The sequence below is a fragment of the Mycobacterium gordonae genome (genome assembly GCF_002101675.1).
GTDB classification, from domain to species: domain Bacteria; phylum Actinomycetota; class Actinomycetes; order Mycobacteriales; family Mycobacteriaceae; genus Mycobacterium; species Mycobacterium gordonae.
Window position 1 is genome coordinate 1 of the sequence record NZ_LQOY01000249.1, and the last position, 24,709, is coordinate 24,709.

The 24,709-nt window shown below is 67.3% G+C and carries 23 protein-coding genes; 17 read left to right on the forward strand and 6 right to left on the reverse strand.

The genetic code is table 11. From position 1 onward, the window contains the following. The 10 genes from AWC08_RS39305 to AWC08_RS32645 all read left to right on the forward strand — a co-directional run. Window positions 1-2,781 (forward strand): hypothetical protein (locus AWC08_RS39305; protein ID WP_159460044.1); only part of this gene is annotated, 2,781 nt, incomplete at its 5' end. Between the two features lie 21 nt (window positions 2,782-2,802). Beyond that, the gene (gene alr, locus AWC08_RS32605; RefSeq protein WP_069435308.1) at window positions 2,803-3,969 is read left to right on the forward strand and encodes an alanine racemase; all 1,167 of its coding nucleotides are present in this window, start codon (window positions 2,803-2,805) and stop codon (window positions 3,967-3,969) included. 52 nt (window positions 3,970-4,021) lie between these two features. Continuing rightward, a complete protein-coding gene (locus AWC08_RS32610; RefSeq protein ID WP_172835109.1) occupies window positions 4,022-5,086 on the forward strand; it encodes an alpha/beta fold hydrolase in 1,065 nt (354 codons plus the stop codon). After that, on the forward strand, window positions 5,061-5,534 hold the full coding sequence (gene tsaE, locus AWC08_RS32615) for a tRNA (adenosine(37)-N6)-threonylcarbamoyltransferase complex ATPase subunit type 1 TsaE (protein ID WP_142283945.1): 474 nt from the start codon (window positions 5,061-5,063) through the stop codon (window positions 5,532-5,534). Before AWC08_RS32610 ends, tsaE begins: the two co-directional genes overlap by 26 nt. Beyond that, window positions 5,531-6,151, forward strand: a complete 621-nt coding sequence (gene tsaB / locus AWC08_RS32620; RefSeq protein WP_069435303.1) for a tRNA (adenosine(37)-N6)-threonylcarbamoyltransferase complex dimerization subunit type 1 TsaB — start codon at window positions 5,531-5,533, stop codon at window positions 6,149-6,151. The genes tsaE and tsaB overlap by 4 nt, the downstream gene beginning before the upstream one ends. Next, window positions 6,148-6,618: a ribosomal protein S18-alanine N-acetyltransferase gene (gene rimI, locus AWC08_RS32625; RefSeq protein WP_069435304.1), complete on the forward strand. Its 471-nt coding sequence runs from the start codon at window positions 6,148-6,150 to the stop codon at window positions 6,616-6,618. The genes tsaB and rimI overlap by 4 nt, the downstream gene beginning before the upstream one ends. Next, window positions 6,615-7,643, forward strand: a complete 1,029-nt coding sequence (gene tsaD, locus AWC08_RS32630) for a tRNA (adenosine(37)-N6)-threonylcarbamoyltransferase complex transferase subunit TsaD (protein ID WP_069435305.1) — start codon at window positions 6,615-6,617, stop codon at window positions 7,641-7,643. The genes rimI and tsaD overlap by 4 nt, the downstream gene beginning before the upstream one ends. Before the next feature lie 238 nt (window positions 7,644-7,881). Further along, complete coding sequence (gene groES / locus AWC08_RS32635) at window positions 7,882-8,184, forward strand: co-chaperone GroES (protein ID WP_011739140.1); 303 nt, start codon at window positions 7,882-7,884, stop codon at window positions 8,182-8,184. Window positions 8,185-8,292: 108 nt separating this feature from the next. Then, window positions 8,293-9,915, forward strand: coding sequence for a chaperonin GroEL (groL, locus tag AWC08_RS32640; RefSeq protein WP_069435306.1), 1,623 nt, complete (start codon window positions 8,293-8,295; stop codon window positions 9,913-9,915). 79 nt (window positions 9,916-9,994) lie between these two features. Further along, on the forward strand, window positions 9,995-11,509 hold the full coding sequence (locus AWC08_RS32645; protein ID WP_065135422.1) for an adenylate/guanylate cyclase domain-containing protein: 1,515 nt from the start codon (window positions 9,995-9,997) through the stop codon (window positions 11,507-11,509). 543 nt (window positions 11,510-12,052) lie between these two features. Here the strand turns inward: AWC08_RS32645 and AWC08_RS32650 are convergent. Beyond that, complete coding sequence (locus tag AWC08_RS32650) at window positions 12,053-12,766, reverse strand: DUF1326 domain-containing protein (RefSeq protein ID WP_065135421.1); 714 nt, start codon at window positions 12,764-12,766, stop codon at window positions 12,053-12,055. A 95-nt stretch (window positions 12,767-12,861) separates the two neighbouring features. Beyond that, complete coding sequence (locus tag AWC08_RS32655; RefSeq protein ID WP_232008032.1) at window positions 12,862-13,506, reverse strand: DUF4396 domain-containing protein; 645 nt, start codon at window positions 13,504-13,506, stop codon at window positions 12,862-12,864. A 471-nt stretch (window positions 13,507-13,977) separates the two neighbouring features. Between AWC08_RS32655 and AWC08_RS32660 the strand changes: the two genes are divergently transcribed. The 3 genes from AWC08_RS32660 (at window position 13,978) to AWC08_RS32670 (ending at window position 16,497) form a co-directional block, all read left to right on the forward strand. After that, window positions 13,978-14,826 carry an alpha/beta fold hydrolase gene (locus AWC08_RS32660; RefSeq protein ID WP_069434618.1) on the forward strand — a complete coding sequence of 283 codons (849 nt, stop codon included), beginning with the start codon at window positions 13,978-13,980 and terminating at the stop codon, window positions 14,824-14,826. A 98-nt stretch (window positions 14,827-14,924) separates the two neighbouring features. Next, entirely contained in the window at window positions 14,925-15,281 is a 357-nt protein-coding gene (locus tag AWC08_RS32665) for a YciI family protein (protein ID WP_069434622.1), read from the forward strand. 13 nt (window positions 15,282-15,294) lie between these two features. Then, window positions 15,295-16,497 carry an RNA polymerase sigma factor gene (locus AWC08_RS32670; RefSeq protein ID WP_232008031.1) on the forward strand — a complete coding sequence of 401 codons (1,203 nt, stop codon included), beginning with the start codon at window positions 15,295-15,297 and terminating at the stop codon, window positions 16,495-16,497. A gap of 9 nt (window positions 16,498-16,506) precedes the next feature. On the opposite strand, the gene AWC08_RS32675 is transcribed toward AWC08_RS32670, so the two are convergent. Beyond that, complete coding sequence (locus AWC08_RS32675) at window positions 16,507-17,001, reverse strand: hypothetical protein (protein ID WP_065135418.1); 495 nt, start codon at window positions 16,999-17,001, stop codon at window positions 16,507-16,509. Between the two features lie 26 nt (window positions 17,002-17,027). Then, on the reverse strand, window positions 17,028-17,525 hold the full coding sequence (locus AWC08_RS32680; protein ID WP_065135417.1) for a MarR family winged helix-turn-helix transcriptional regulator: 498 nt from the start codon (window positions 17,523-17,525) through the stop codon (window positions 17,028-17,030). A gap of 134 nt (window positions 17,526-17,659) precedes the next feature. On the opposite strand from AWC08_RS32680, the gene AWC08_RS32685 reads away from it, so the two are divergent. Further along, window positions 17,660-18,604, forward strand: a complete 945-nt coding sequence (locus AWC08_RS32685; RefSeq protein WP_085088747.1) for an NADP-dependent oxidoreductase — start codon at window positions 17,660-17,662, stop codon at window positions 18,602-18,604. A gap of 64 nt (window positions 18,605-18,668) precedes the next feature. On the opposite strand, the gene AWC08_RS32690 is transcribed toward AWC08_RS32685, so the two are convergent. Continuing rightward, window positions 18,669-20,018: a WS/DGAT/MGAT family O-acyltransferase gene (locus AWC08_RS32690; protein ID WP_065135416.1), complete on the reverse strand. Its 1,350-nt coding sequence runs from the start codon at window positions 20,016-20,018 to the stop codon at window positions 18,669-18,671. Between the two features lie 219 nt (window positions 20,019-20,237). On the opposite strand from AWC08_RS32690, the gene AWC08_RS32695 reads away from it, so the two are divergent. Next, entirely contained in the window at window positions 20,238-21,512 is a 1,275-nt protein-coding gene (locus tag AWC08_RS32695) for a PucR family transcriptional regulator (protein WP_069434616.1), read from the forward strand. A gap of 118 nt (window positions 21,513-21,630) precedes the next feature. Beyond that, entirely contained in the window at window positions 21,631-22,098 is a 468-nt protein-coding gene (locus AWC08_RS32700) for a 2,4'-dihydroxyacetophenone dioxygenase family protein (RefSeq protein ID WP_069434615.1), read from the forward strand. A 299-nt stretch (window positions 22,099-22,397) separates the two neighbouring features. On the opposite strand, the gene AWC08_RS32710 is transcribed toward AWC08_RS32700, so the two are convergent. Next, window positions 22,398-23,144 carry a superoxide dismutase family protein gene (locus tag AWC08_RS32710; protein ID WP_083271294.1) on the reverse strand — a complete coding sequence of 249 codons (747 nt, stop codon included), beginning with the start codon at window positions 23,142-23,144 and terminating at the stop codon, window positions 22,398-22,400. 113 nt (window positions 23,145-23,257) lie between these two features. Between AWC08_RS32710 and glnA the strand changes: the two genes are divergently transcribed. Continuing rightward, complete coding sequence (gene glnA, locus AWC08_RS32715; protein ID WP_069434613.1) at window positions 23,258-24,694, forward strand: type I glutamate--ammonia ligase; 1,437 nt, start codon at window positions 23,258-23,260, stop codon at window positions 24,692-24,694. The last annotated feature ends 15 nt before the right edge of the window (window positions 24,695-24,709 follow it).

Here is a 24,709-nt window from a genome sequence, read left to right on the forward strand (position 1 = left end):
GCCCCCGGTGCCGCCGGTACCGGCGGGTTGGGCGGCAGCGCGCTGCTGTTCGGCAGTGGCGGTGCCGGCGGAGTGGGTGGCGCCGGTGCTGCCGGCGGTGCGGGCGGCGTCGGCACGCCGGGTACCTCGACCGCCGCTGGTGGAACCGGGGGCATCGGCAGTCAGGGTGGCACCGGCGGCATGGGTGGCTCGGGCGGCAACGGGGGCCTGCTATTCGGCAACGGCGGCGCCGGCGGTCACGGTGGTGTGGGCGGCACCGGTGGCGCCGGCGGGGCCGGTGGCGCCGGCTGGGACGCCAGCTCTCCATCGGCACCGCTCGGCGCGAACGGCGGCGACGCCGGCAATGGCGGTAACGGAAACCAAGGCGGTCAAGGCGGTCAAGGAGGCGTCGGGGGCCGCGGTTCGGTGTTGCTGGGCCAGGCGGGCGCCCCCGGCAACGGCGGCGCGGGTGGCGCCGGCGGCGCCGCCGGAATGGGTGGTGACGGCGGCACCGGCGGGTCCGGTCTGGGTCCGGCGACGGCGGGTGGCACGGGCGGTCATGGCGGTGACCCGGGCATCGCGGGCAAGGGCGGACCCGGCGGTTCACCTGGAGGGTTGGGCGCTGCCGCCGGCCTGACCGGCGGGGACGGCAACGCCGTCGTCACCGGCGGCCATGGCGGCAAGGGGGGCGCAGGCTACACGGAGACCATCACCGGCAGTGGTGGCAGCGGCGGGCAGGGTGGCGCCGGCGGTCAGTACGGGAATGGAGGCGCCGGCGGTACTGGCGGCAATGCAGCCGGAAACGGCTTCGGTGGTAGGGGCGGCAACGGCGGTAGCGCCGGTTCACAGGACGGCATGGGCGGCGCCGGTGGTCACGGCGGAAACGGTGCCGGTGCCGGCGGCGGCGGTGACGGCGGCAGCGGCGCCAGCGTGTCCCGGACGGGCACCACCGCCGCGATCGCCGGCAGCGGTGGTGCCGGCGGCGCCGGAGCCAGGGGTGGCATGGGCGGCGCCGGTGGTGCGGCATCGACTACGGGAACCGGTACCGTCACGCCGGGTAGTGGCGGGGCGGGCGGCGTCGGCATCACCGCTCACGGAGGGACCGGAGGTCGCGGCGGCGACGCGCATATCGACAACAGCGGTTCGGTGGTCAGCGCCGTCGGCGGGGCGGGCGGCGCCGGGGGAGCCGGATTCGATAACTCCGGCAGCTCGTTTTTCGGACCTGGTGAGGGCGGCCCCGGAGGCAATGCATACATCGACAGCAGTGGCTCGAAGGCGCAGGCCATTGGTGGCACCGGCGGGGTGGGCGGAGCCAGCAGCGCTGGCACCGGCGGCCGTGGCGGCACCGGTGGGGCTGCAGATAATTCTGGTTCTGGAAATGCCGTTGGCGGCACCCCGGGCCTCGGCGGCCTCGGACCCACGCCCGGCAAGGGCGGCGACGGCGGTCAGGCAGTTTCCTCAGGAACCGGAAATGCCGTCGGGGCCGCCGGGGCGAACGGCATCGACAATCCCACGGGCACGGGAGGCGCCGGTGGCCGCGGCGGCACGGGCTATATATCCAACCCCTCCTCGACGGCGACGGCGACGTCCGGCGCCGGCGGGGCCGGCGGTAATGGTCAAAACGGCGGCGCCGGCGGTGGAGGTGGCAATGCGATTACCTTCGGAACCGGCAACGTCGTGCCCGGTGCCGGTGGTGCCGGTGGCACCGGCAGCACCGGCACCGGCGGGAACGGCGGGCAAGGTGGCGCCGCGGACATCAACAACGCCAGCTCGCCGATCACCAACCTGGTGGGCAGCACGGGCGGCGCAGGTGGTACCGGCTTCAGCAACGGCGGAAGCGGCGGCACGGGCGGCGGCGCCAATATCACTAATGCCGCGGCCACCGCCTCAGCCACGGGCGGTGCCGGGGGCGCCGGCGGCAACGCCACCGATGCCCTGAACGGCACCGGCGGGACCGGCGGGACGGGGGGTACGGGGAGCAACTCCGGAGCCGGAAATGCCTACGGTGGCGTGCCGGGCACGGGCGGTCTCGGCGTCAACGGCGGATCCGGGGGCTCAGGCGGTACCGCGGCCATTTTCGGAACGGGATCCGGAAACGCCATCGCGCACGACGGAGCGCCCGGTGTCAGCGGTTCCGGTGGCAACGGCGGCTCGGGCGGCGGCGGTGGCTCTGCGGACATCTTCGGTCCCACCTCCGGAGGCAGCGCCATCGCCGGCAACGGCGGCATAGGCGCCGACAGTGCCCAGGCCGCCGGGAAAGGTGGGGCCGGCGGGAACGCGCGCACCTTCGGAACCGGAACGGTGACCGCCGGTACTGGCGGCAACGGCGGCGCCAGCAGCGGCGGCGCCGGCGGCGCCGGTGGCAATGGCGGCAATGCCGATATCTACAGCGACACCAACGTGCACGAGGCGCGCGGCGGTAATGGCGGGGCTGCGGGTGCGGGTGTGAACAACTTCGGGATCGCCGGTGGTAGTGGCGGCTCGGGCATCATTCGCAACAGCCCGTCCACAGCCAACGCCTACGGCGGCAACGGCGGTGCCGGCGTGTCCACTACAGGTCCCTACGCCGCAAGTGGCGGGTCCGGCGGGACTGCATTCAACTATGGGACCGGCGCCGCCACCGGCGGCAACGGCGCCGACGGTGGTTCGGCCGCCGTCCAGGGCGGTAACGGCGGCAACGGCGGCAACGCCTTTGCGGTTGTCTACCCGGCCAACGCCTTTGCCGGCTCACCCGGCTCCGCCGGTGCGGGCGGGGTCCTTCCGGGAACGGACGGCCTGCCCGGCAGCACCGGCCCACTCTGACGTTCTGGGACAATGGTCGGCGTGTCCGTCACGCCGCTATCCCTGACCCCGGGCGTCCTCGCCGAGGCCGTCATCGACCTGGGCGCTATCGCGCACAACATCCGGGTGCTCCGCGAGCACGCTGGAAAAGCGCAGGTCATGGCGGTGGTCAAGGCTGACGGTTATGGCCACGGCGCCACCCGCGTCGCCTTCACCGCGCTGGCCGCCGGGGCCACCGAACTCGGTGTGGCCACCGTCGACGAGGCGCTTGCGCTGCGGGCCGATGGCATCCTCGATCCGATCCTGGCCTGGCTGCATCCGCCCGGCTTCGACTTCGCGCCGGCGCTACAGGGCGACGTGCAGATCGCGGTTTCTTCGGTGCGCCAGCTCGAGGAGCTGCTGGATGCCGTGCACCGGACCGGCACACCGGCGACCGTCACCGTCAAGGTAGACACCGGGCTGAACCGCAACGGCGTCGCCCAGGCGCAGTTCCCCGCCATGGTGACCGCGCTCAAACAGGCGGTCGCGGACGAGACCATCACGCTGCGGGGTCTGATGTCGCACCTGGTCTTCGCCGACGCGCCGGAGCAGCCCATCAACGACATCCAGGCCCAGCGGTTCCGCCAGATGCTCTCCCATGCGGCCGACCAAGGTGTGCGGTTCGAGGTGGCGCACCTGTCCAACTCGTCGGCCACCTTGGCCCGTCCCGACCTGGCGTTCGACCTGGTGCGCCCGGGCATCGCGGTGTACGGGCTGAGCCCGGTGCCTACACTGGGGGACATGGGTTTGATTCCCGCGATGACGGTCAAATGCCCTGTCGCACTGGTCAAGTCGATCCAAGCGGGGGAGGGCGTGTCCTACGGGCATACCTGGACCGCGCCCCGCGACACCAACCTGGGACTGATCCCGGTGGGCTACGCCGACGGCGTCTTCCGGTCGCTCGGTGGACGACTGGACGTGCTGATCAACGGCCGGCGGCGGCCCGGGGTGGGACGGGTCTGCATGGACCAGTTCGTCGTCGACCTGGGACCCGGCCAGCCCGACGTGGCCGAAGGGGACGAGGCGATCCTGTTCGGGCCCGGCACCCACGGCGAGCCCACCGCCCAGGACTGGGCCGACCTGGTCGGCACCATCCACTACGAGGTGGTCAGCGGCATCCGTGGACGGATCACCAGAACCTACCGCGAGGTTGACGCCGTTGAGCGCTGACGACAACCACCGCATTCCCAAGGGGAAGGCCTGGCTTGCGGGAAGCGCAGGACTGACCGCGGTCGCCACCCTGGTCGGCGCCTCGGCCCGCAAGACCATCATCGAACGCGCCTCATTCGACGAAGACCCTTGGGCGGACGAGGATTTCGAGCGACTGGACAGCGACCGCGCCCAGGTGGTGATGACCTCTGACGGCGTGCCGCTGGCGGTGCGGGAGGCCGGGCCGCCGGATGCCCCGCTGACCGTCGTCTTCGCGCACGGGTTCTGCCTGCGGATGGGCGCCTTTCACTTTCAGCGGATGCGCCTCGGCGAGGTGCTGGGTTCGCAGGTGCGCATGGTGTTCTACGACCAGCGTGGCCATGGTCAGTCCGGTGAGGGTGAGCCGGATTCCTATACGCTCACCCAACTCGGACAAGACTTGGAAACGGTGCTGCAGGTCACCGCGCCGCGCGGGCCGATCATCCTGGTGGGCCACTCGATGGGCGGCATGACGGTCCTGTCGCACGCCGGCCAGTTCCCCGGCCGGTACGGCCGGCGGATCGTCGGGGCGGCGCTGATCTCGTCGGCCGCCGAAGGCGTCACCCGCTCACCGCTGGGGGCGTTCCTGAAGAACCCGGCGCTGGACGCGGTACGGTTCACGGCCAAGTCCGCACCGAAATTGATGCACCGGGGACGCAACGTGTCACGCTCCCTGATCGGCCCGATCCTGCGGGCCGCGTCCTACAGCGATCTGCAGGTCAGCCGCAGCCTGGACGCGTTCTCGCAACGGATGATGAACGGCACTCCGATCGCCACCCTGGTCGGCTTCCTGCGGGCCCTGGAAAATCACGACGAAACCGCAGGATTGTGGACACTGCTCAAGATCCCGACGTTGATCGCCTGCGGGGACCACGACCTGCTTACTCCCGACGAGTACTCCCGGTTGATGGCGGCCTCGCTGCCGCGGTCGGAGTTGGTGATCGTACCCGGAGCCAGCCACCTTGCGTTGCTGGACAAACCGGAGACCATCAACGACGGCCTGATCCGGCTGATCGAGCGGTCGCAGCCCGGCAAGCTGACATGGCACTACCGCCGGTTCGGCGAACGGCTGCGTGGGCGGTTGCGGCGCCGTGGCTGAACAGCAGACGCTCGACCGCGCGCAAGACACCATCGCGCTCGGATCCAAGCTGGGTGAACAGCTGCGCGCCGGCGACGTGGTAGTGCTCTCCGGTCCGTTGGGCGCTGGAAAAACGGTGCTGGCCAAGGGAATTGCCGCCGGAATGGATGTAGAGGGCCCGGTGACGTCGCCGACGTTCGTGCTGGCGCGGGTGCATCGGGCGCGCCGCGCGGGCAACCCGGACATGATCCATGTCGACGTCTACCGCCTGCTCGACCAGCACGGCGCAGACCTGCTCGGCGAACTCGACTCGCTGGATCTCGACACCGATCTCGAAGACGCCGTCGTGGTGGTGGAGTGGGGTGAAGGGCTGGTCGAACGGTTGGCCGAGCGCCACCTCGACATCCGCCTCGAGCGCCTCGTCGAGTCCGACGTGCGGATCGCCACTTGGGAGTGGGTGAGCTCATGATCGTGTTGACCCTGGATACGTCGACCCCGGCCGTCACCGCGGGCATTGTCAGAGCCGACGACTTCGTGACGCTCGCGCAGCGGGTCACCGTCGACGCTCGCGCACACGCCGAACGGCTGACGCCCAATGTTGTTGCCGCACTTGATGATGCAGGTCTGACAGTGGCTGACCTGGATGCCGTGGTGGTCGGCTGCGGACCCGGCCCATTCACCGGCCTGCGGGCCGGCATGGCGACCGGCGCCGCCTACGGGCACGCCTTGGGCATCCCGGTGCACGGCGTGTGCAGCCTGGACGCGATCGGCGTGCTCACCAGAGGGGAGACGCTGGTAATCACCGACGCCCGCCGCCGGGAGCTGTACTGGGCGCGCTACCGCGACGGCGTCCGCACCGAGGGCCCGGCGGTGAACGCCCCGGGCGACGTGGACCCGGGTACGGCGCGGGCCGTCGCCGGTTCGCCGGAGCATGCGGCGTTGTTCGATCTTCCGTATTGCGAGCCCGGGTACCCGACCCCGGCCGGTCTGGCCCGCGCGGTGCCCGACTGGTCCGACGAGCCCGCGCCGCTGGTGGCGTTGTACCTGCGTCGCCCCGACGCCAAGCCGCTGGCGGCACGCAAGTGACGGCTCACGTGGAGCCGGTTACGCTCGGTCCGCTGATCTACGCGGACGCGCAGCGGTGCGCCGAGTTGGAAGCGCAGCTCTTCGACGGCGACGACCCGTGGCCTGCCGTCGCCTTCGAGCGCGAACTGCACAGCAAGACAAACCATTACGTGGGGGCACGCAGTGGCGGCACGCTCGTCGGGTACGCCGGCATCTCTCGGCTCGGCCGGGTGGCGCCCTTCGAGTACGAGGTGCACACCATCGGGGTCGATCGCGCCTACCAGGGGAAGGGCATCGGCCGTCGGCTGCTCGATGCACTACTGGCCTTTGCCGATGGGGGAGTGGTTTTTTTGGAAGTCCGCACCGACAACGAGGCCGCCATCGGCCTGTATCGCAGTATGGGATTCGAGCAGGTCGGCCTGCGTAAGCGGTATTACCGTGTCAGCGGCGCCGACGCGTACACCATGCGGAGGGAGGCCGATAGATGAGAACCATCCTTGCCATCGAAACCTCTTGTGATGAAACGGGTGTCGGGATCGCACGGCTGAGCACCGACGGCACTGTCGAGTTGCTGGCCGACGAGGTGGCGTCCAGTGTCGACGAGCATGTCCGATTCGGCGGAGTGGTGCCCGAGATCGCTTCCCGGGCGCATCTGGAGGCCCTCGGTCCCGCGATGCGCCGGGCGCTGGCAACCGCCGGGCTGAACAAGCCCGACATCGTCGCCGCCACCATCGGCCCCGGACTGGCCGGCGCCCTACTGGTGGGAGTCGCTGCGGCCAAAGCCTATTCGGCCGCGTGGGAGGTGCCGTTCTACGCAGTGAACCACCTGGGCGGACACTTGGCCGCCGACGTCTACGAGCACGGCCCGCTGCCCGAGTCGGTCGCGCTGCTGGTGTCCGGCGGGCACACTCACCTGCTGCACGTCCGGTCGCTCGGTGAACCGATCGCCGAACTGGGCAGCACCGTCGACGATGCCGCCGGGGAGGCTTACGACAAGGTGGCGCGGCTGTTGGGCCTGGGCTACCCGGGCGGCCGTGTCCTCGACGAGCTGGCGCGCACCGGTAACCGCGACGCGGTCGTCTTCCCGCGTGGCATGACCGGGCCGCGGGATGACCCGTACGCCTTCAGCTTCTCGGGCCTCAAGACCGCGGTGGCCCGCTACGTCGAAAGCAACCCCGACTTCGTGCCCGCCGACGTGGCGGCCGGATTCCAGGAAGCCGTGGCCGACGTGCTGACCCGCAAGGCGGTCCGGTCGGCGACCGAACTGGGGGTGTCGACCCTGCTGATCGCCGGTGGGGTGGCAGCCAACTCACGGCTTCGCGAGCTGGCCGCCGAGCGCTGCCGTGACGCGGGCCTGACGCTGCGAATCCCCAGGCCCCGACTGTGCACCGACAACGGCGCGATGATCGCCTCGTTCGCCGCGCATCTGGTGGCCGCGGGCGCGGCGCCGTCACCGTTGGATGCGCCCAGCGATCCTGGATTGCCCGTGGTGCGCGGGCAAATGGTCGGTTGATGTTCGCTCAGCGCGTAGAAGCACCGGGGCACCCTTGAGTGCTAGCACTCTCATGTATAGAGTGCTAGGTGGCAGTCGGACGACCCTGGTGTCGGCACCCGCGACGACGGCGCGAGGGATCCGGACGAATGCCAAATCACCTGGTAATTCGGACGGTGCGGGGCAGCCCCGGACCGACCGCCAACTCCGGTCAGGGCAAACGCTCCGGACCCGATTCAACTAGTGGAGGGCTCCAATCGTGGCGAAGGTCAACATCAAGCCACTCGAGGACAAGATTCTCGTACAGGCCAACGAGGCCGAGACCACGACCGCATCCGGTCTGGTCATTCCCGACACCGCCAAGGAGAAGCCCCAGGAGGGCACCGTCGTCGCAGTCGGCCCCGGCCGTTGGGACGAGGACGGCGAGAAGCGGATCCCGCTCGACGTCGCTGAGGGTGACACCGTCATCTACAGCAAGTACGGCGGTACCGAGATCAAGTACGGCGGCGAGGAATACCTGATCCTGTCGGCACGCGACGTGCTGGCTGTCGTTTCCAAGTAACACTGGTCGTTTTCAAGTAACGCAACGTGTTCCGCCCCGGCGATCCCCGCGCGCAAGTGCGGGTGATTTCCGGGGCGGCATGCGTTACGAGCTGGGCGAAGGAGCCTTATGAGCAAGTTAATTGAGTACGACGCGACCGCCCGTCGCGCCATGGAAGCGGGCGTCAACAAGCTCGCGGATGCGGTCAAGGTGACGCTCGGACCCGGTGGCCGCCACGTCGTGCTGGCCAAGGCGTTCGGCGGACCGCAGGTAACCAACGACGGCGTCACCGTCGCACGCGAGATCGACCTGGAAGACCCGTTCGAGAATCTGGGTGCGCAGTTGGTGAAGTCGGTCGCCACCAAGACCAACGACGTCGCGGGCGACGGCACCACCACCGCGACCGTGCTGGCTCAGGCCCTGGTGAAGGGCGGGCTGCGGCTGGTCGCCGCCGGGGTCAACCCGATCGCCCTGGGTTCGGGCATCAGCAAGGCCGCCGACGCGGTATCCGAGGCGCTGCTGGCCGCGGCCACCCCGGTGTCGGGCAAGGAAGCCATCGCCCAGGTGGCGACGGTGTCTTCGCGCGACGAGCGGCTGGGTGACCTGGTCGGCGAGGCCATGAGCAAGGTCGGTCACGACGGCGTGGTCAGCGTGGAGGAGTCCTCGACGCTGGACACCGAGCTGGAGTTCACCGAGGGTGTGGGCTTCGACAAGGGCTTCCTGTCGGCCTATTTCGTCACCGACTTCGACTCTCAAGAGGCCGTGCTCGAGGACCCGCTGATCCTGCTGCATCAGGACAAGATCAGCTCGCTGCCCGACCTGCTACCGCTGCTGGAGAAGGTCGCAGAAGCGGGCAAGCCGCTGCTGATCATCGCCGAGGACGTCGAGGGGGAGGCGTTGGCGACGCTGGTCGTCAACTCCATCCGCAAGACGCTGAAAGCCGTCGCGGTCAAGTCGCCGTTCTTCGGCGACCGCCGCAAGGCCTTCATGCAGGACCTGGCCATCGTGACCGGCGGCGAGGTGGTCAACCCCGATGTCGGTCTGCTGCTGCGCGAGGTTGGCCTCGAGGTGCTGGGCTCGGCCCGGCGTGTCGTGGTCAGCAAGGACGACACGATCATCGTCGACGGCGCCGGCTCCAAGGAGGCGGTCGACAACCGGGTCAAGCAGCTGCGTGCCGAGGTCGAAGCCAGCGACTCCGATTGGGACCGGGAGAAGCTGCAGGAGCGGGTGGCCAAGCTGGCCGGCGGGGTGGCCGTCATCAAGGTCGGCGCCGCCACCGAGACCGCGCTCAAGGAGCGCAAGGAAAGTGTCGAGGACGCCGTCGCGGCGGCCAAGGCCGCGGTCGAGGAGGGCATCGTCCCCGGCGGCGGATCGGCGCTGATCCAGGCACGCCACGTGCTGGAGTCGCTGCGCAACGAGCTCAGCGGCGACGAGAAGCTCGGCGTCGACGTGTTCTCCGAGGCACTGGCCGCTCCGCTGTACTGGATCGCGACCAACGCCGGACTCGACGGCGCTGTCGCGGTCAACACGGTCAACGAGCTGCCCACCGGGCAGGGGCTCAACGCCGCCACCCGGACCTACGGGGATCTCGGCGCCGACGGAATCGTCGACCCGGTGAAGGTGACCCGGTCGGCCGTCCTCAACGCCTCGTCGGTGGCCCGGATGGTGCTCAGCACCGAGACCGCGGTTGTCGAGAAGCCGGCCGACGAAGAAGACGACCACGGCCATGGCCACGGTCATCACCACCACTGAGTAGTTCAGCGAAAGCGCCCCGGTCATCTGGCCGGGGCGCTTTCGTAGCTCACCGCCGATACGCGTCTAGTCTCGCGCCATGGACCGCATTGTGCAGTGGGCGTGGGATCGGTTCGGCGCGCGGTACTCGTGGGTGTTCTACGGGATCTCCGTCGTGGCACCCTCCCCGATATACCTTTTCTCTGCTTGCGCCATCGTGGCTTTCGAGAGATCGGATCGCTACCTCGAAGCGAGCGCCGCTGCCGCCGTTGCGATGTTGGGGCTGGCCTACGGGATCGTGTTACCCGGCCGCGGCGCGTGGCGGCTCGTCGAGGGGTGGGCAGCGGGCGAAGCGGTCGATCCGGCCAGGACGCTGGAGGCCACCTACATGTGGTCCCGCCGTGCTATCGCCCGAGGGTTAGCGGTCGTCACCGCGTGCGGAGTCCTACTGTCGATCGTCGTCGGTGTCATCGCCGGCGCCGCGGGACCGCGGTTGGCTCAGTATGCGGTCCTGGGTGGCGTTATCGGGACCGTTTCACACCTGATCGGCGTGCACAGCGTGCCGGAAGTGCCGATGCGGCCGGTGCGGGCCGCAATCGCCGGCGACTCCGGAATCGGTGACTCCCTTCCCCGGTCGCGTCCCAGCTTTGCCACGTGGTCGAACCTGTCCATCGTCGCGGTGGCGTTCGGTTTCTCGATGGCCGGCGCGACGGTGGCGGGCGAGTTCGACCGGTCCCAGCAGTTCCCCCTGCTGTGGGTGGGCATCGGCTGCGTGCTGACCCTGATCTTCGCCGTACCGATCACCGTCATCAGCGTGTTCGGACCGTCCCTGCAGCCGATTCGGGATCTCGCCGAAGGCACCAAACGCGTTGCGGCCGGGGACTACTCGCATCGGCTGCCGGTGGTGCAAGACGATGATCTCGGTGCGTTGGCGGCGTCCTTCAACCGCATGCAGGCCGGTTTGGCCGAGCGGCGGCGACTTCAGGCCGCGTTCGGGACTTACGTCGACCCGTCGTTGGCGGCGCGGCTGCTCGAGCAGGGCGACGACGTGTTCACCGGTGAGCGCCGGGAGGTGAGCGTGATGTTCGTCGACATCCGAGATTTCACCCCGTTCGCCGAGACACACACCGCTGAGGAGGCCGTCGCGCATCTCAACGCCTTGTTCGAGATCGTCGTGCCAGTCGTCGTGGAGGCTAGTGGCCACGTCAACAAGTTCCTGGGCGACGGTGCTCTGGCCGTCTTCGGCGCGCCCAACGAACTTGCCGAGCATGCCGCCGCCGCAGTGAGCGCCGCGGCGCTGATCAGCCGGCGCGTCGCCGAGCGATTCGGTGGCAAGCTTCGCATCGGCATCGGCATCAACACCGGTGTGGTGATCGCCGGAACCATCGGCGGCGGCGGCAAACTCGAGTTCACCCTCATCGGTGACGCCGTCAATGTGGCAGCCCGCGTCGAGCAACTCACCAAAATCACAGGCGACGTGATCCTCTTAACTCAGGGAACCGTCGACGCCTTGGTTGTTCGACCGCCCGGGCTTCTGGAACGGGGATTGCATGAGCTGAAAGGTAAGTCGGCTGCGGTGAAGGTTTTCGGCTTGAATCCGGCGCTGCAAGATTGACGTCTTACGTCGACAAGTAAGCCGACGTGGAAGACGACCTCGGGTACCGCCACGGTCATCACCACCACCAATGAGTAGTTCGGCAAAGCGCCCCCGGTCGTCGACGGACCCGGGCGTGCTTGCTGGCCTGCCCATCAGATCGCGTGATGGACCGCATATGGCAGTGGGTGTGGGACTTCTGCCTGATCACATTTCTCCTGCTGCTCTCGATGTACCGTCTCTGGTCGTTTCTTGTGGTCAAGCTCGAGGCGTCGCGTGAATACGCCCAGACCGCCGTGGTCACAGTTTTCACGGTGCTGGTGCTCTCATACCTGACCGTTCTTCCCGGCCGCGGCTGGAACCGGCTTGCGGGGTGGCAGGCCACCGAGTGGATCGATCGGCGGCAGTCGAGGCCACCTACGCGTGGAATCGCGCGGCGGCCGTCCGCACCGTTGTGGTCAACGCGATCGGCGCGGCGGTGTTGTTGCCCGTTGTCGGTGCGATCGCCGGGGCAAGCTTGTGGCGGTTGGTGCAACCGCTCGCGGCCTTAGGGCTGGAGTGGGGTCACGTGTGGCACGTGCACGATGACACGCCTGCCCCAACGGAGTCGCCTGCCGACGGTGAATCGGTGTCCGGTCGCCAGTCGAAGGGGAAGTGCTTGCTCGAACCGCCCCGATGCGGATGTGACCAGTCGAAGCCGGTTGCCTCGTCTCTCTCGACCACGCCCCACGTGGCGACCTGTCCCGGACCGACCTCCGCGCCCGGGGCGTTCGTCGTGGTGACCCGCCGGTCGGGATCTGCTGTCGGCCCAGTAAGCGCGGCGACATGCAGGTCGACCTTTCCGGGAATTTCGGCCCTCCAGTAAGCCAGATCATCAGCTGCCTCGAATGAGATCGGGGCATATGCGATTTCGCGCAAATCTTCGATGAGAGCGGCGAATTGAGCTGGCCAGCCGCCCGCCTTTCCGGTGAAGATGCGCTCCAGGGCATCCCGTTGCGCGTCGTCACCGCGTTCGTCGATGTAGAACATCAGTCGCATCTTGGCGTTCGGATCACCGACCCACATATTGCCGGTGAACTCGCCGAGAGATATGACGTTCAGTCCGCTGAGGTCGACGCCGCCGAAGTGGCCGTCACGCACATGCCAGACGAGGGTGAACAGGCAGTCGCCGTGCGTCGGCTCTTGGGCGAAGCTGCAGGGACAGGGCAACTTGCAGCTGCAGACGTCGAACCAGTCGCCCTGAAGATGCCAATCGACAGCTGTTGTTGTGGGTGTCATCGCGATCTCCTTCTTATACCCCCGGGGGGTAATCCGTGTACTTGAGACCGTAGCGGTGCAGCAGGAAAAACACAAGTACCCCTAGGGGGTATACATCAATGGGCGAGGATCGGGTGTGTCACTCCGTTGTCAGGGGGCATACCGGCGCTTTCTGAATGGCTCGGTGCCGGGCTCGCTTGTGTCAACTGATCGGCGACCGACACCACTAAGCCGCCTAGCATGAACGCCACGATCACGGCTACCAGTGCGCCGGTGCTGAACGAGGGGATAAATCGCCTTGCGCCCGTGGCGGTTTCCTCACCACCGTGGTACTGGTGGGTGAGTGCGTGCCCCTTGCCCCGCTGCAACAGCACCCGATTGACCGGATATGCGGCGAAGAAGGCTGTGGTGAGCGCAATCATCATGCCGACCCAGAAGATCGGGTTCACCAGACCCGCATTCATAGCTCCGGGAATGATCGCCATCACGAGGTTGTCGACGACCTCCATCGTAAGGATCGACAACGTATCCGCTGCGAGGACCACGCTCAGTGCGGCCCCCAAAGCTAAACCCGCTTTGAGCAACGGCAGCGTCGACAGGGAGTAGCCGAAGGCAAAGGCCAGTGCTACCGCCAGGGCGATGGTCGCCAGGTTCGACAAGCCGAGTGCCGTCCCGATAATGAGTCCGACGATCTCGCCAATGGCGCAGCCTGTTAGGCAGTGCAGCGTCGCGCTGACGGCCATGCGATTGACGCTGCTCATGTCGTGGTGTCCATGGTTTGTCTCATGGTGGTGGTGAATTGCCTCGTGCGGCGATGGGTTATGCATGCGGTTCCTTCGAATCGGAAGATGGTGCGAACGTCAGAAGCGTGGCGTCGACGCTTCCCCGTATTGGCTAGCGCATCGATGGCGAAACATGTCACGAGCCGATGCGGTCGGAATTCTTCGTAAAAAGGTCGATGCTCTTGCGTCGGCACCCATACCCAAGGGGGGTATATGCCGACCGTACGCCTGGCTGTCCGGCCTTGGCAAGCCCTTGGTGCAGCGGCTGCTTTGACATGCTGCCTACAGCGTGAACGATGACGAGTGTGGCGATCGCCCAGGTGCCGGAGCCATGTGAACTAGCGTTCGGCACCAGGTACCGCTGCTCGGGGCATCAAGACGCCCAGCGGTACCTGCTGCTCACCCCACGCGCGAGGGACCTCGGGCAGCGGGGGTCGATACGCTGCGGACATGCAGTCATTGCCACAAGCGCGGGAGGCGGCGCGCGCCCGATCGGCGTCACTGACCCACGGTGTGACCGCTTACCACGTCGTCGGTGACCAAGGTCCGTGGGTTGTGCTGGTGCACGGCCTGGTCACCCCGGGTTACGCATGGCAGCCTTTAGCGGAAGCGCTTGCCGCTCAGGGGTTTCGCGTCCTGCGTTACGACCAGTTCGGGCGCGGGCTGTCGGACCGGCCGCCGGTCGAGTATGACCTTGACCTGTATCTGGGGCAACTACGTGAACTGGTGGACACCCTCGGCATCGAGAGCATGCATCTCCTCGGGTGGTCGATGGGAGCCCTCATCGTGACTCGGTTCGCCGCCGAGAATCCCGACCGCACCAAAAGCATCGGACTCATCGCGCCGGGGCTCTACGCGACCGGGGCGCTCAAGATTCTGGCTCAGTCGCTATTACGACTGCCCGGCGCCCGCAGGCTCGTCGCCTCGCGCATCGACGACGTCATCGATCGTCTGGAAAGCCAGCATCTGAGCCGTCCGGACCGGTTCCCGGACTACAACGAACAAGCTCGCGAACAGCTGCGTTTCCCGGGCATGGCGGAATCCTTCGCCTCGACCGTCGCCAACTTCCCGGCCCATGCCGGGGACCAGTGGGCAGCCGTGGGACGACATCCACGTCCGGTGCTGGTGGTGTGGGGCACTGAGGACCGCGTCACTCCTTACGCGAACAGCCGGCGCGTCTTGCGGTTATACCCCGCCGCAGAGTTGCTGACCGTGCCAGGTGCCAAGCATGCCCCGCACCTGGACCATGCCGAGGTCGTCTATCCGGCCATCCTGCGGCACTTGAGGGCCGCGCGATGAATTTTCCCGCGCGGACATGTCATATCCAGCGTGCTGTCTTCGTAGACATCGTGACGGGCAGCCACGCCGAGCCGCCCGCGTAGTTCAAGGAGCATGTGATGCCGCAGTACTTTCTGGCCGTCAATCACGACACCGCCGAGGCCGCCGCGATGGCGGAGATGACCATCGAGCAGATGCAGCCGATTTTCGATGCCGTCGATGCTTTCAACAACAAGCTGCAGGCCGATGGCGCGTGGGTGTTCGCCGGGGGGCTGATGCCGCGTGAGTCGACCACCACCGTCGACAACACCGGTGACAAGCCCATCGTCACCGACGGGCCCTACACCGAGTCCAAGGAGTACCTCGGCGGGTTCTGGGTCATCGAGGCCGCCGACCTCGACGCCGCGCTGGACTGGGCGAAACAGGGATCGAAAGCCTGCCAGGGCCGCGTCGAGGTTCGGCCGTTCCAGGGCTGAACTGCGACGGCGCGTGGACGCGATCGAGCGGGTGTTCCGGGAGGAGTACGGGCGGGTGATCGCCTCGCTGGTGCGTCGCTTCGGTGACATCGGCGTCGCCGAAGAGGCGGCCGGGGACGCTCTGCTGGTGGCCTTGGAGCGGTGGCCGGCAGACGGGATTCCGCCCAATCCGGGCGGCTGGCTGACCATGACCGCCGGAAACAAGGCGATCGACCGGCTGCGCCGCGAATCACACCGCTGGTCAAAACATCTGGCGGCCAACATGATTCACGACGACACGGCGCCCGAAATCGGACCGGTCGATGACGACCGGTTGCGGTTGATCTTCACCTGCTGCCATCCGGCGCTCTCGCCCGAGGCGCGGGTGGCGCTGACGCTGCGGCTTCTCGGCGGGCTGAACGTCGCCGAGATCGCCGCGGCGTTCCTGGTGCCGGAGACGACGATGGCCCAACGGATCAGCCGGGCGAAAAAGAAGATCGCGGCGGCGCGTATCCCTTATCGAGTGCCGTCCGGAGACGACCTCGGCGAGCGGGTCGCGGCCGTACTCGGGGTGATCTACCTCGTCTTCAACGAGGGCTACCTGTCCACCTCGGGGCTGCCGGTGCGTGACGACCTCACCGCCGAGGCGGTGCGGCTCGGCCGGATCCTGTACGGGCTCTTACCTGAGGTACCCGAAGTAGCGGGTCTGTTGGCACTGATGCTGCTCACCCAGGCCCGTCGCGCGAGCCGGATCGCCGGCGGTGAACTGGTACCGCTGCACGCGCAGGACCGCACCAGATGGGATAGGAAGCTGATCGCCGAGGGGCACGCCCTGGTCCGAAAATGCCTGTCGGTCAACAGACCTGGCCGCTACCAGCTGCTCGCGGCGATCAACGCGGTGCACACCGATGCGCCGAGCGCGGCCGACACCGACTGGTCCCAGATCGCCCAGTTATATCGACAGCTGATGGAATTCGACCCCGGTCCCGTCGTCCAGTTGAACTATGCGATCGCCGTCGCAGAGCTCGACGGGCCCGAGGTGGCCCTGGCCCTGGTGGACCGACTGCCCGGGGCGGGCATGCAGCGCTACCACGCATTCCACGTGACCCGCGCCGAATTGCTGCGCCGCCTCGGGCGGTCGGACGAGGCGCGGGCGGCCTATGCGGCGGCCATCGCACTCGTCGACAATCCCGCAGAGCGGGCCTATCTCGCGCGCCGCCGCGATGAACGGTTTTAGCGGGCGCGGCTACTGCGACGTCGGCTGAATGGACACCAGCCGAAACGCGCCAGGCTGCGAATCGTCGGACGTGAACCGGACAACGAGGACACCCGGGGGGAACTGGGTGGCAAGGTCATTGAGCGTCCGCGGGAGAAACGCCCTGGCTTTGGCGTTGCCGTACCAATTGGGATCGGACGGGTCGAGACTGCCGACACCGTCGATCGCGGCGTCCCAACGCTGCACCGGATTCGGCGGTGCGGCGCCGAACCCTGCCGACTTGAGATACGCCTCCGCTTGTCCCGCAAGGGTAATCGCCGCCCCGCCACCGGTCGGAGTGCCCGTGATCGTCCCGTTGACGACGTCGGCCGTCACCGATGTCAGCCGTACGGTGCAGACGTTGTCGACGACATTGGCCGGGACGCAGAAGGCGGGCAGCGGGGCGGCGTACGCCTCAGCGCTGCCGAGTACGGCAGGAAAGACCAGGACAGCGATGGCGGCCAGGGTGCGGCGAGCACTCGGCATCGGGACCTCCTCGGAGACGCATCTCGTCACTGAACTGTATTCCGCCCGCGTTTACGTGACCCGGCGGAGCGGGGCGGCCGGGCGCGCATGTGGTCCACTGCCCGGCTCATGATGTCGCCGAGCACGCGCACGTCCCGCTCCGACAGGGACGCGAACAGCAGCTCGCGGACCACCCGAATGTGGCCGGGCAGCACCTTGGCGACGCGGGCCCGCCCCTGCTCGGTGATGTCGACCAGGGTGGCGCGCTGGTCACTGGTACTGCCTTGCCGGGTGATCAGGCGCGCCTTTTCCAGCAGGCCGGCCTGGTGGGTGAGCCCGCTGCGGCTGTAGACCACGCCGTCGGCCAACTCGGTCATGGTCAGTGGCCGGTCGGCATCGACGAGTTTGGCGAGGATCTCGAACTGCACGTAACTCAGGTCGCCTTCGGCTTGCAGTTGTTGCCGGACCGCATACTGCAGCAGGCTGGCCGCTTCCGTCAGCGCGAAGTAGGTGTGCAGCTGCGCGGGATTGAGGGCGTCGGCCATGCCCTGAGCATATTGCTTCGACGTCGAATCAATGAGACGACGATCACACCTCGGGACGGAATCGCTTCGATATCGAAGCAGTTACGCCTGACGTAACCGCTTCGAATTCGAAGCAATGAACCGAGGAGGACACCATGAAGGCAGCGCTCTACCACCGGTACGGCGACAGCGAGGTTCTGCAGTACGACGACGTCCAACGGCCGGCACCGGGTGCCGGGGAGGTCTTGGTGAAAGTGGCCGGCACCTCGTTCAATCCGGTCGATGCAGGCATTCGCGGCGGCTATCTGACCGAGGTGTTTCCCATCTCCTTTCCGCACGTCCCGGGAATCGACGTCGCCGGCACCGTTGCCGAACTCGGCGACGGGGTGGCCGGATGGTCGGTTGGTGACGCAGTGGTGGGCCTGCTTCCGATGGATGCCCCGGGCGCCGCGGCAAATTTCGTGGTGGCTCCGGCCGAGGTGCTCGCCGCCGCGCCTCGCTCGGTGACGCTGGCTGATTCCGCTGCCCTGCCCACTGTCGGGTTGACGGCCTGGCAAGCCCTGTTCGAGGTCGCCGGACTGCGGTCCGGGCAGGCGGTGCTGATCAACGGCGCGGGCGGAGCGGTCGGGGGATACGCGGTCCAGCTCGCCAAGCGGGCTGGAGCCGTCGTCACGGCGACGGCCAAGGAGTCGGCCGTGGATCGTCTGCGCCGCTACGGAGCCGACCGGCTCGTCGGTTACCTCGACTACACCACGCGCGTGGTCCACGTGGAGGGGCAGCCCTTCGATGTGGTGCTCAATCTCGTGAATACCACGGAGGCCGAGACCGCGGCTCTCGTGAGCCTGGTCGCGGACGGCGGGTTTCTGGTCGGCACCATGACCTCGGGGCCGGAGGATGCTGCCCGGGGGGTGCGGACCCAGCGGGTGTTCGTCCGCAGCGACGCCGCGCAACTGGCCGGCCTGGTCAACCAGGTCGATGCCGGGCAGCTTGCGATCGATGTCGCGGATCGCCGGCCGTTGAGCGACATCGCCGCAGTGCACGCCGCCGCCGACGCAGGCCGTCTCGCCGGCAAGACGATCCTTGTTCCGGTTGGCCGATAACACAGCGCGGCAGCACGCCCCCGGTACCCGAGCCGGGGGCGTGCTGAGTCTGCGGCTGGAGCGCTCAGATACCGACGGCCCGCTCCAGGTCTTTGAGGGAGGTCTCCAGGTGCCCCAACAAATGCTGTAGGTGCGGCACCGCGCGGCGACACCCCACCAGGCCGAAGTCCAGCCTGTCGCCGCTGCCCACCAACGTGATGTTGAGCGCTTGCCCGTTGGCCGCAATCGACATCGGGTAACTGCCTTCCAGGCGAGCGCCATTGGCATACAGCGGGTTTCGGGCGCCGGGGACGTTCGAGATACACACGTTGAACGGCGGCGGCGTGACCGCGCTTCCGGTCACGCCACCCAGCACGACCGGCGACAGCAACATCATTCCCATCGCAATGGCCTGCGCCCGGGGCAGCCCGGCCAGAACGGCTTTACTCGCGCGCATGGACGAGCTGATCGTTTCCAGCCGCTGCGCGGGATCCTCAACGTGCGTCGCCAGATTGGCCAGTACAGCGGTTACAGCGTTACCCCCGGCGCCGTCGTCGGCGGTGCGCAGGCTGACCGGAACCATCGCCACCAAAGGCTTGTGTGGCAGCGCATTTTGATCGGACAGGTACGCGCGCAGCGCCCCGGCGCACATCGCCAGCACGACGTCGTTGACCGTGACGCCGGCGGCGTTCTTGACGTCCTTGATGCGCTGCATCGACCATGACTGCGCGGCGCACCGGCGGGCACCGCCGATCGGCACATTGAGCATGCTGCGCGGTGCGCGGAACGGCAAAGTGAGCTGCTGTTCGAGGAGCGCCGCGCGCGCCAGACGCAGCGTCGAAGTGCCGGAACGCGGAATAGATTTGACCGCCCGGGCCAGCGTCTGCCACCGCGACGTTGCGGCGGCGGAGTCCGCGACGCTTGGCTGCACGGACCACGGCGCCCGGATCACCTCATCGTGCGGATCCGCACTGAGCGACCCCTGCAGAAGGTTGATCGCCGAGACACCGTCGACCAGGGCGTGATGAATCTTGGTATAGACGGCGAATTGTCCGTCACTCAACCCTTCGATCACGTGCGTCTCCCACAACGGGCGGTGCCGGTCGAGCATGCCGGAGTGCAGCCGCGAGGTCAGTTCCAGAAGTTCGCGCACCCGGCCGGGGCGGGGCAGTGCGGAATGCCGTACGTGGTAGTCGAGGTCGATGTCGGTGACATCCGACCAGCCGAGGTTCAGTCCTGCCGGCAGTGCCGCCGGGCGCTTGCCGAATAGGGGAGCGACGTCATCCCGTGTGCGCAGCGCCTGGTAGTAGTCGCGGACGAACTCCGGGCCGGCACCCGCCGGTGCCTGGAACAACTGGAGCCCGGCGACGTGCATGGGGTGCCCTGGCGACTCGGCGAGCAGCATCATCGATTCGACGGGTGACATCAGGTCCATGACTTATTCCTCGGGTTAGGAGTTGCTTCGGGGTTCGGCGTCGGCGAGCGGTGTCCCGTTCGCGCCGATCACCGCAGAAGTTAGGCGCTCGGGGTCGATGGTGGCTCGTTCTCCGGTGCCAAGGTCGGTGCCCGCGTTTGTGAGCTGGTCACAAAAGCCCGGCGCCAATACGGCCGATCCCGGTAGCTGGACGGCCAAGGCGGAGTATCTTCAGCCGCCATGAAGCCCACGTGGGAACCCTTTCGTGAAGCGGACGCTGAGCGGCTCTGGGAGACTCTGCTGCGTCCGATCGCCCTCGAAATCCGTTCTCGTGCAGACGAACTGGCCGAGCAGGCGGTGTCCCGCGTGCGGCAGGAGATGCCGGTGCTGTTTCCAGACCCGCAGTCGGTGAAGGAGAACGTGATCAGCACCGCGGCGAGCCTGCGCAATGTCGCTGACCTGCTCGACATCGGCGCCGACCCTCGTGATGCCGAATTGTCGGCGCCGACCCGGGCCGTCGCCCGCGCCGGGGTCAAACGCCAGATACCGCTGGCCAGCCTGATGCGCTTTTACCGAGTGACCCACGAGCTGCTGTGGGAGTGGATGTGGGACCGCATCGCGGCCACCCCGGTGGATCGGGCGCAGCAGGCCGCGACGTCGCGACTTGCCACCAGCTGGATGTTCGGTTACGTCGATGCCGCCTTGAACCGCGCGGAGGAAGCCTACGAGGCCGAACGGGAAGTCTGGCTACGCAACGCGGCCGCCGCCCGCACCGGCGCCATCGAGGACATCCTGTCGCAGCACGAACGCGACCCGCAGCGGGCCTCGAAGAGATTGCGTTACGACGTGAACCGCCATCATGTCGGGGCGGTCGCATGGTTCGACGAGGTGGCCGACGACAGCGACGGTCAGTCGGCTCTAAGCGAGGCGCTGGGCATGGTTTCGCAGGAGATGGGTGGTGAGACGACCCTGATTCACCCGGGCGGCTCGCTGGTGGCGTTCGGCTGGTTCAGCCGTCAGAACGAGTTCGGGACAGCTTCTTTGGATGGGACCGGGGTAAAGCTCGCAGCAGGCGTCCGGATCGGTGTCGGCGAGCCGGGCTACGGCCTGAGGGCCTTCCGCTGCAGTCATCTGGAAGCCTCGAATGCGCGTCGGGTTGCCACGTTGCTGGGATCCCGCAGCGGTGCCCTGACTCGCTATCGCGATGTCGCGGTAGCCGCGCTGGCCGGTGGCAACAGCGAGTTAGCGGAGGCGTTCGTGCACCGGGTGCTGGGTCCGCTGGCCGCCGACGACGAGGCGACGTTCCGGGTCGCCACGACGTTGTCGGTTTTCCTGCAGGAGAACAGGAGCCGGACCCGAGCGGCGCGGCGACTCACCGTCCATCCGAACACCGTGAGCTACCGCGTCGATCAGGCGCAGATGATCCTCGGTCGCAGCATCGACACGGACAGCCTCGATCTCGCGGTGGCACTGGCGCTGCTCCCCGCGCTGCCGGGACTCAGCGCGCAGTTGTGACCTCAGTACAAACGGCCCCGTCAACCTTGGCGTTCTGCGCCAAGTAATTCGCTGCCTCCGTCCCTACCGTTCAGGGCAGTTGGCCGACCGGCCACCGACCTAAGTCAAGGAGACCCCGATGCAGACGATGCAAGAACTCGACGTCAACTACATGAGCGGTGCCGACAATCCCTGGATCCCGTTCACCCCGCTCAGCGACCAGGTGTTCTTGAGGTACTGGAAGGTCGACCCGGTCCGGGGCGAGATCGTCGTCTCGATGAAGTTCCCGGCCGGACTCGAGCTGGCTCCGCACTACCACACCGGAATCGTGGTCGGGCACACCGTCAAAGGAGCCTGGCGGTACATGGAGAACAACTGGGTCTCCCGCGCGGGTGACACCGTCTATGAGGTCGCCGGCTCGCGGCACACTCCGGAGAGCGTGGAAGACGCCGAGGTGTTCTTCTTCATCGTCGGCGAGCTGCTGTTCATCGACGAGAACAACACCATCCTCTGGCAGGAGAACCACAAGACGTCCATCGAGCGGTACATCAATTTCTGTGCCGCGCATGATATTCCGGCCCGTGATCTGACAAGTTGGGATGCCTAGGCTGCATCGAAGCCCGACCGCCTGAAACGACTGGAGTCGTCCCATTCCACCGCCACCCAGGTGGTCACCGCCCGGCCCGCCGATGCCGCCGATCTGCCCCGGTGAGCCGATGCCACCCGGAGTGCCGGGCGCCCCGGATTGAGGTCCGTACGGCCTGTACGGTCACCCGGCGCCGGAGGGCCGCCTGGGCCGCCGGGCCCACCCAACCCGCCCGGTCCGTACAGGCCGCCCGGGGTGCCGGGCGCCGGCGGCAGCGCGCGCGCAGCGGGTGTGGCGGAGGGAGGCGGACACCTGGTGGCTCAGCCGCCCGGCGGAGTCGTCACCGTCTTGGGCGCCGTAGACGTCGTGGTCGGGGTGCCGGTGACCGTCACTGTGCTGGTGCTGGTGCTCGTGGTCGCCGGGGGCACGACGGCGGTCGTCGTGGTGATCGTGGTAACGCTGGTGGTCGCGGTGGACGACGTCGTCGAGGACGTGGTCGACGAGGTTGTCGTGGCCGACGCCGCGGCGATGACGCCACACGCCAACCGCTTGCCGGTTTCTTCGGCGGAGCTCTCACCCAAGGTGCCCGGGTCCGAAGAGATGACCAGTGAGGTGCCGGAGCTGTTTCGCAGGTCCGCGGCGGTGAACCCGCTGGTCGTGGTGACCAATTTCGCCGAGCCGTCGGGCCGCACCTGCAAGGCGGTCAGCTGGCCGCTGGCGGGATAACCCGGGTGGCCGGAAGCCTGGTACACGCTGCCCGCGGACTCGAAGGCGGCGGGCTCACAGCTGCCCACCGAGTGGACCGCAAGCCCGCGGAAACCCGGGGTCAGCACCGAATTAGGGCCTGCCTCCACCGTCACGGTCGCGTAGCCGTTCGCGAAATCGAAATTAGCCGTGCCTATTTGGCTACCGTCGGCACCTTTCAACTGGGTGCTCAACTTCTCCGCGCCGCTCTGGCCGCCGGACGTGGAGGAGGTGCCGCTCTGGCCACCATGATTCGAGCAAGCGGCTAACGGTGCGATGGTGGTGGTCAGCACCGCGACAGCGAAGGTTACGCCCTTTTTCATGAGCGGTGCCTACCCCTATTTATCGCGGTCAAAACTCTCCGGATGCGGCGTTCGCTACGGCATGTGTCAATGGGAGGGCGCACCACAGCGGAGAGCCGAAAAAGGAGCATCCCGTGTCCGAGAAGACGCCCGACGACATCTTCAAACTCGCCAGTGACGAGCACATCGAATATGTCGATGTCCGCTTCTGTGACCTGCCAGGAACCATGCAGCACTTCACAATTCCGATGTACGCATTCGATGAGAACGTGTTCGAGGAAGGCCTCGCGTTCGACGGATCCTCGATCCGCGGCTTCCAGTCGATCCACGAGTCCGACATGCTGCTGCTTCCGGATCCGGAGACCGCCACCATCGACCCGTTCCGCAAAGCCCCCACGCTGAACGTGAATTTCCACGTGCACGACCCGTTCACACTCGAGCCGTACTCGCGCGATCCGCGCAACGTCGCCCGCAAGGCCGAGAATTACCTGGTCTCCTCCGGCATCGCCGACACCGCCTATTTCGGCCCGGAGGCCGAGTTCTACATCTTCGATTCGGTGAGTTTCGATTCCCGCATCGACGGCGCGTTCTACAAAGTGGACGCGACATCGGGGTGGTGGAATACCGGCGCGGAGAAGGAGTCCGACGGCAGCCCGAACCTCGGATACAAGGTGCGCCCCAAGGGCGGATATTTCCCGGTAGCCCCGACCGACCACTACGTCGACCTGCGGGACGAGATGCTTACCCATCTGACCAATGCCGGCTTTGCGCTGGAAAAGGGCCACCACGAGGTGGGCAGCGGCGGCCAGGCCGAGATCAACTACCGGTTCAACACGCTGCTGCACGCTGCCGACGACCACCAGATGTACAAGTACATCGTCAAGCAAACCGCTTGGCAGGCAGGCAAAACCGTGACCTTCATGCCCAAGCCGTTGTTCGGCGACAACGGCTCGGGCATGCACTGCCATCAGTCGTTATGGAAGGACGGCGTCCCGCTGATGTACGAGGAGGACGGGTACGCCGGACTGTCGGACACGGCGCGACACTACATCGGCGGCTTGCTCTACCACGCGCCCTCGTTGCTGGCGTTCACCAATCCCACCATCAACTCCTACAAGCGCCTGGTGCCCGGTTACGAAGCTCCCATCAACCTGGTCTACAGCCAACGCAACCGCTCGGCGTGCGTGCGGATCCCGATCACCGGAAACAACCCGAAGGCAAAGCGGTTGGAGTTCCGCTGTCCCGATGCATCAGGCAACCCGTACCTGTCGTTCGCCGCGATGTTGATGGCCGGACTGGACGGCATCAAGAACAAGATCGAACCGCCCCCGCCGATCGACAAGGACCTCTACGACCTGCCTCCCGAAGAGGCAGCGGACATCGCGCAGGCGCCCACGTCGTTGTCCGCGGTGATCGACCGTCTGGAAGAGGACAGCGAATACCTCACCGAGGGAGGCGTTTTCACACCTGACCTGATCCAGACCTGGATCAACTACAAGCGCGACTACGAGCTGGCGCCATTCAATCTGCGGCCCACGGCTTTTGAGTTCGCGCTGTACTACGACGTGTGACCTACAGTGGGTTCA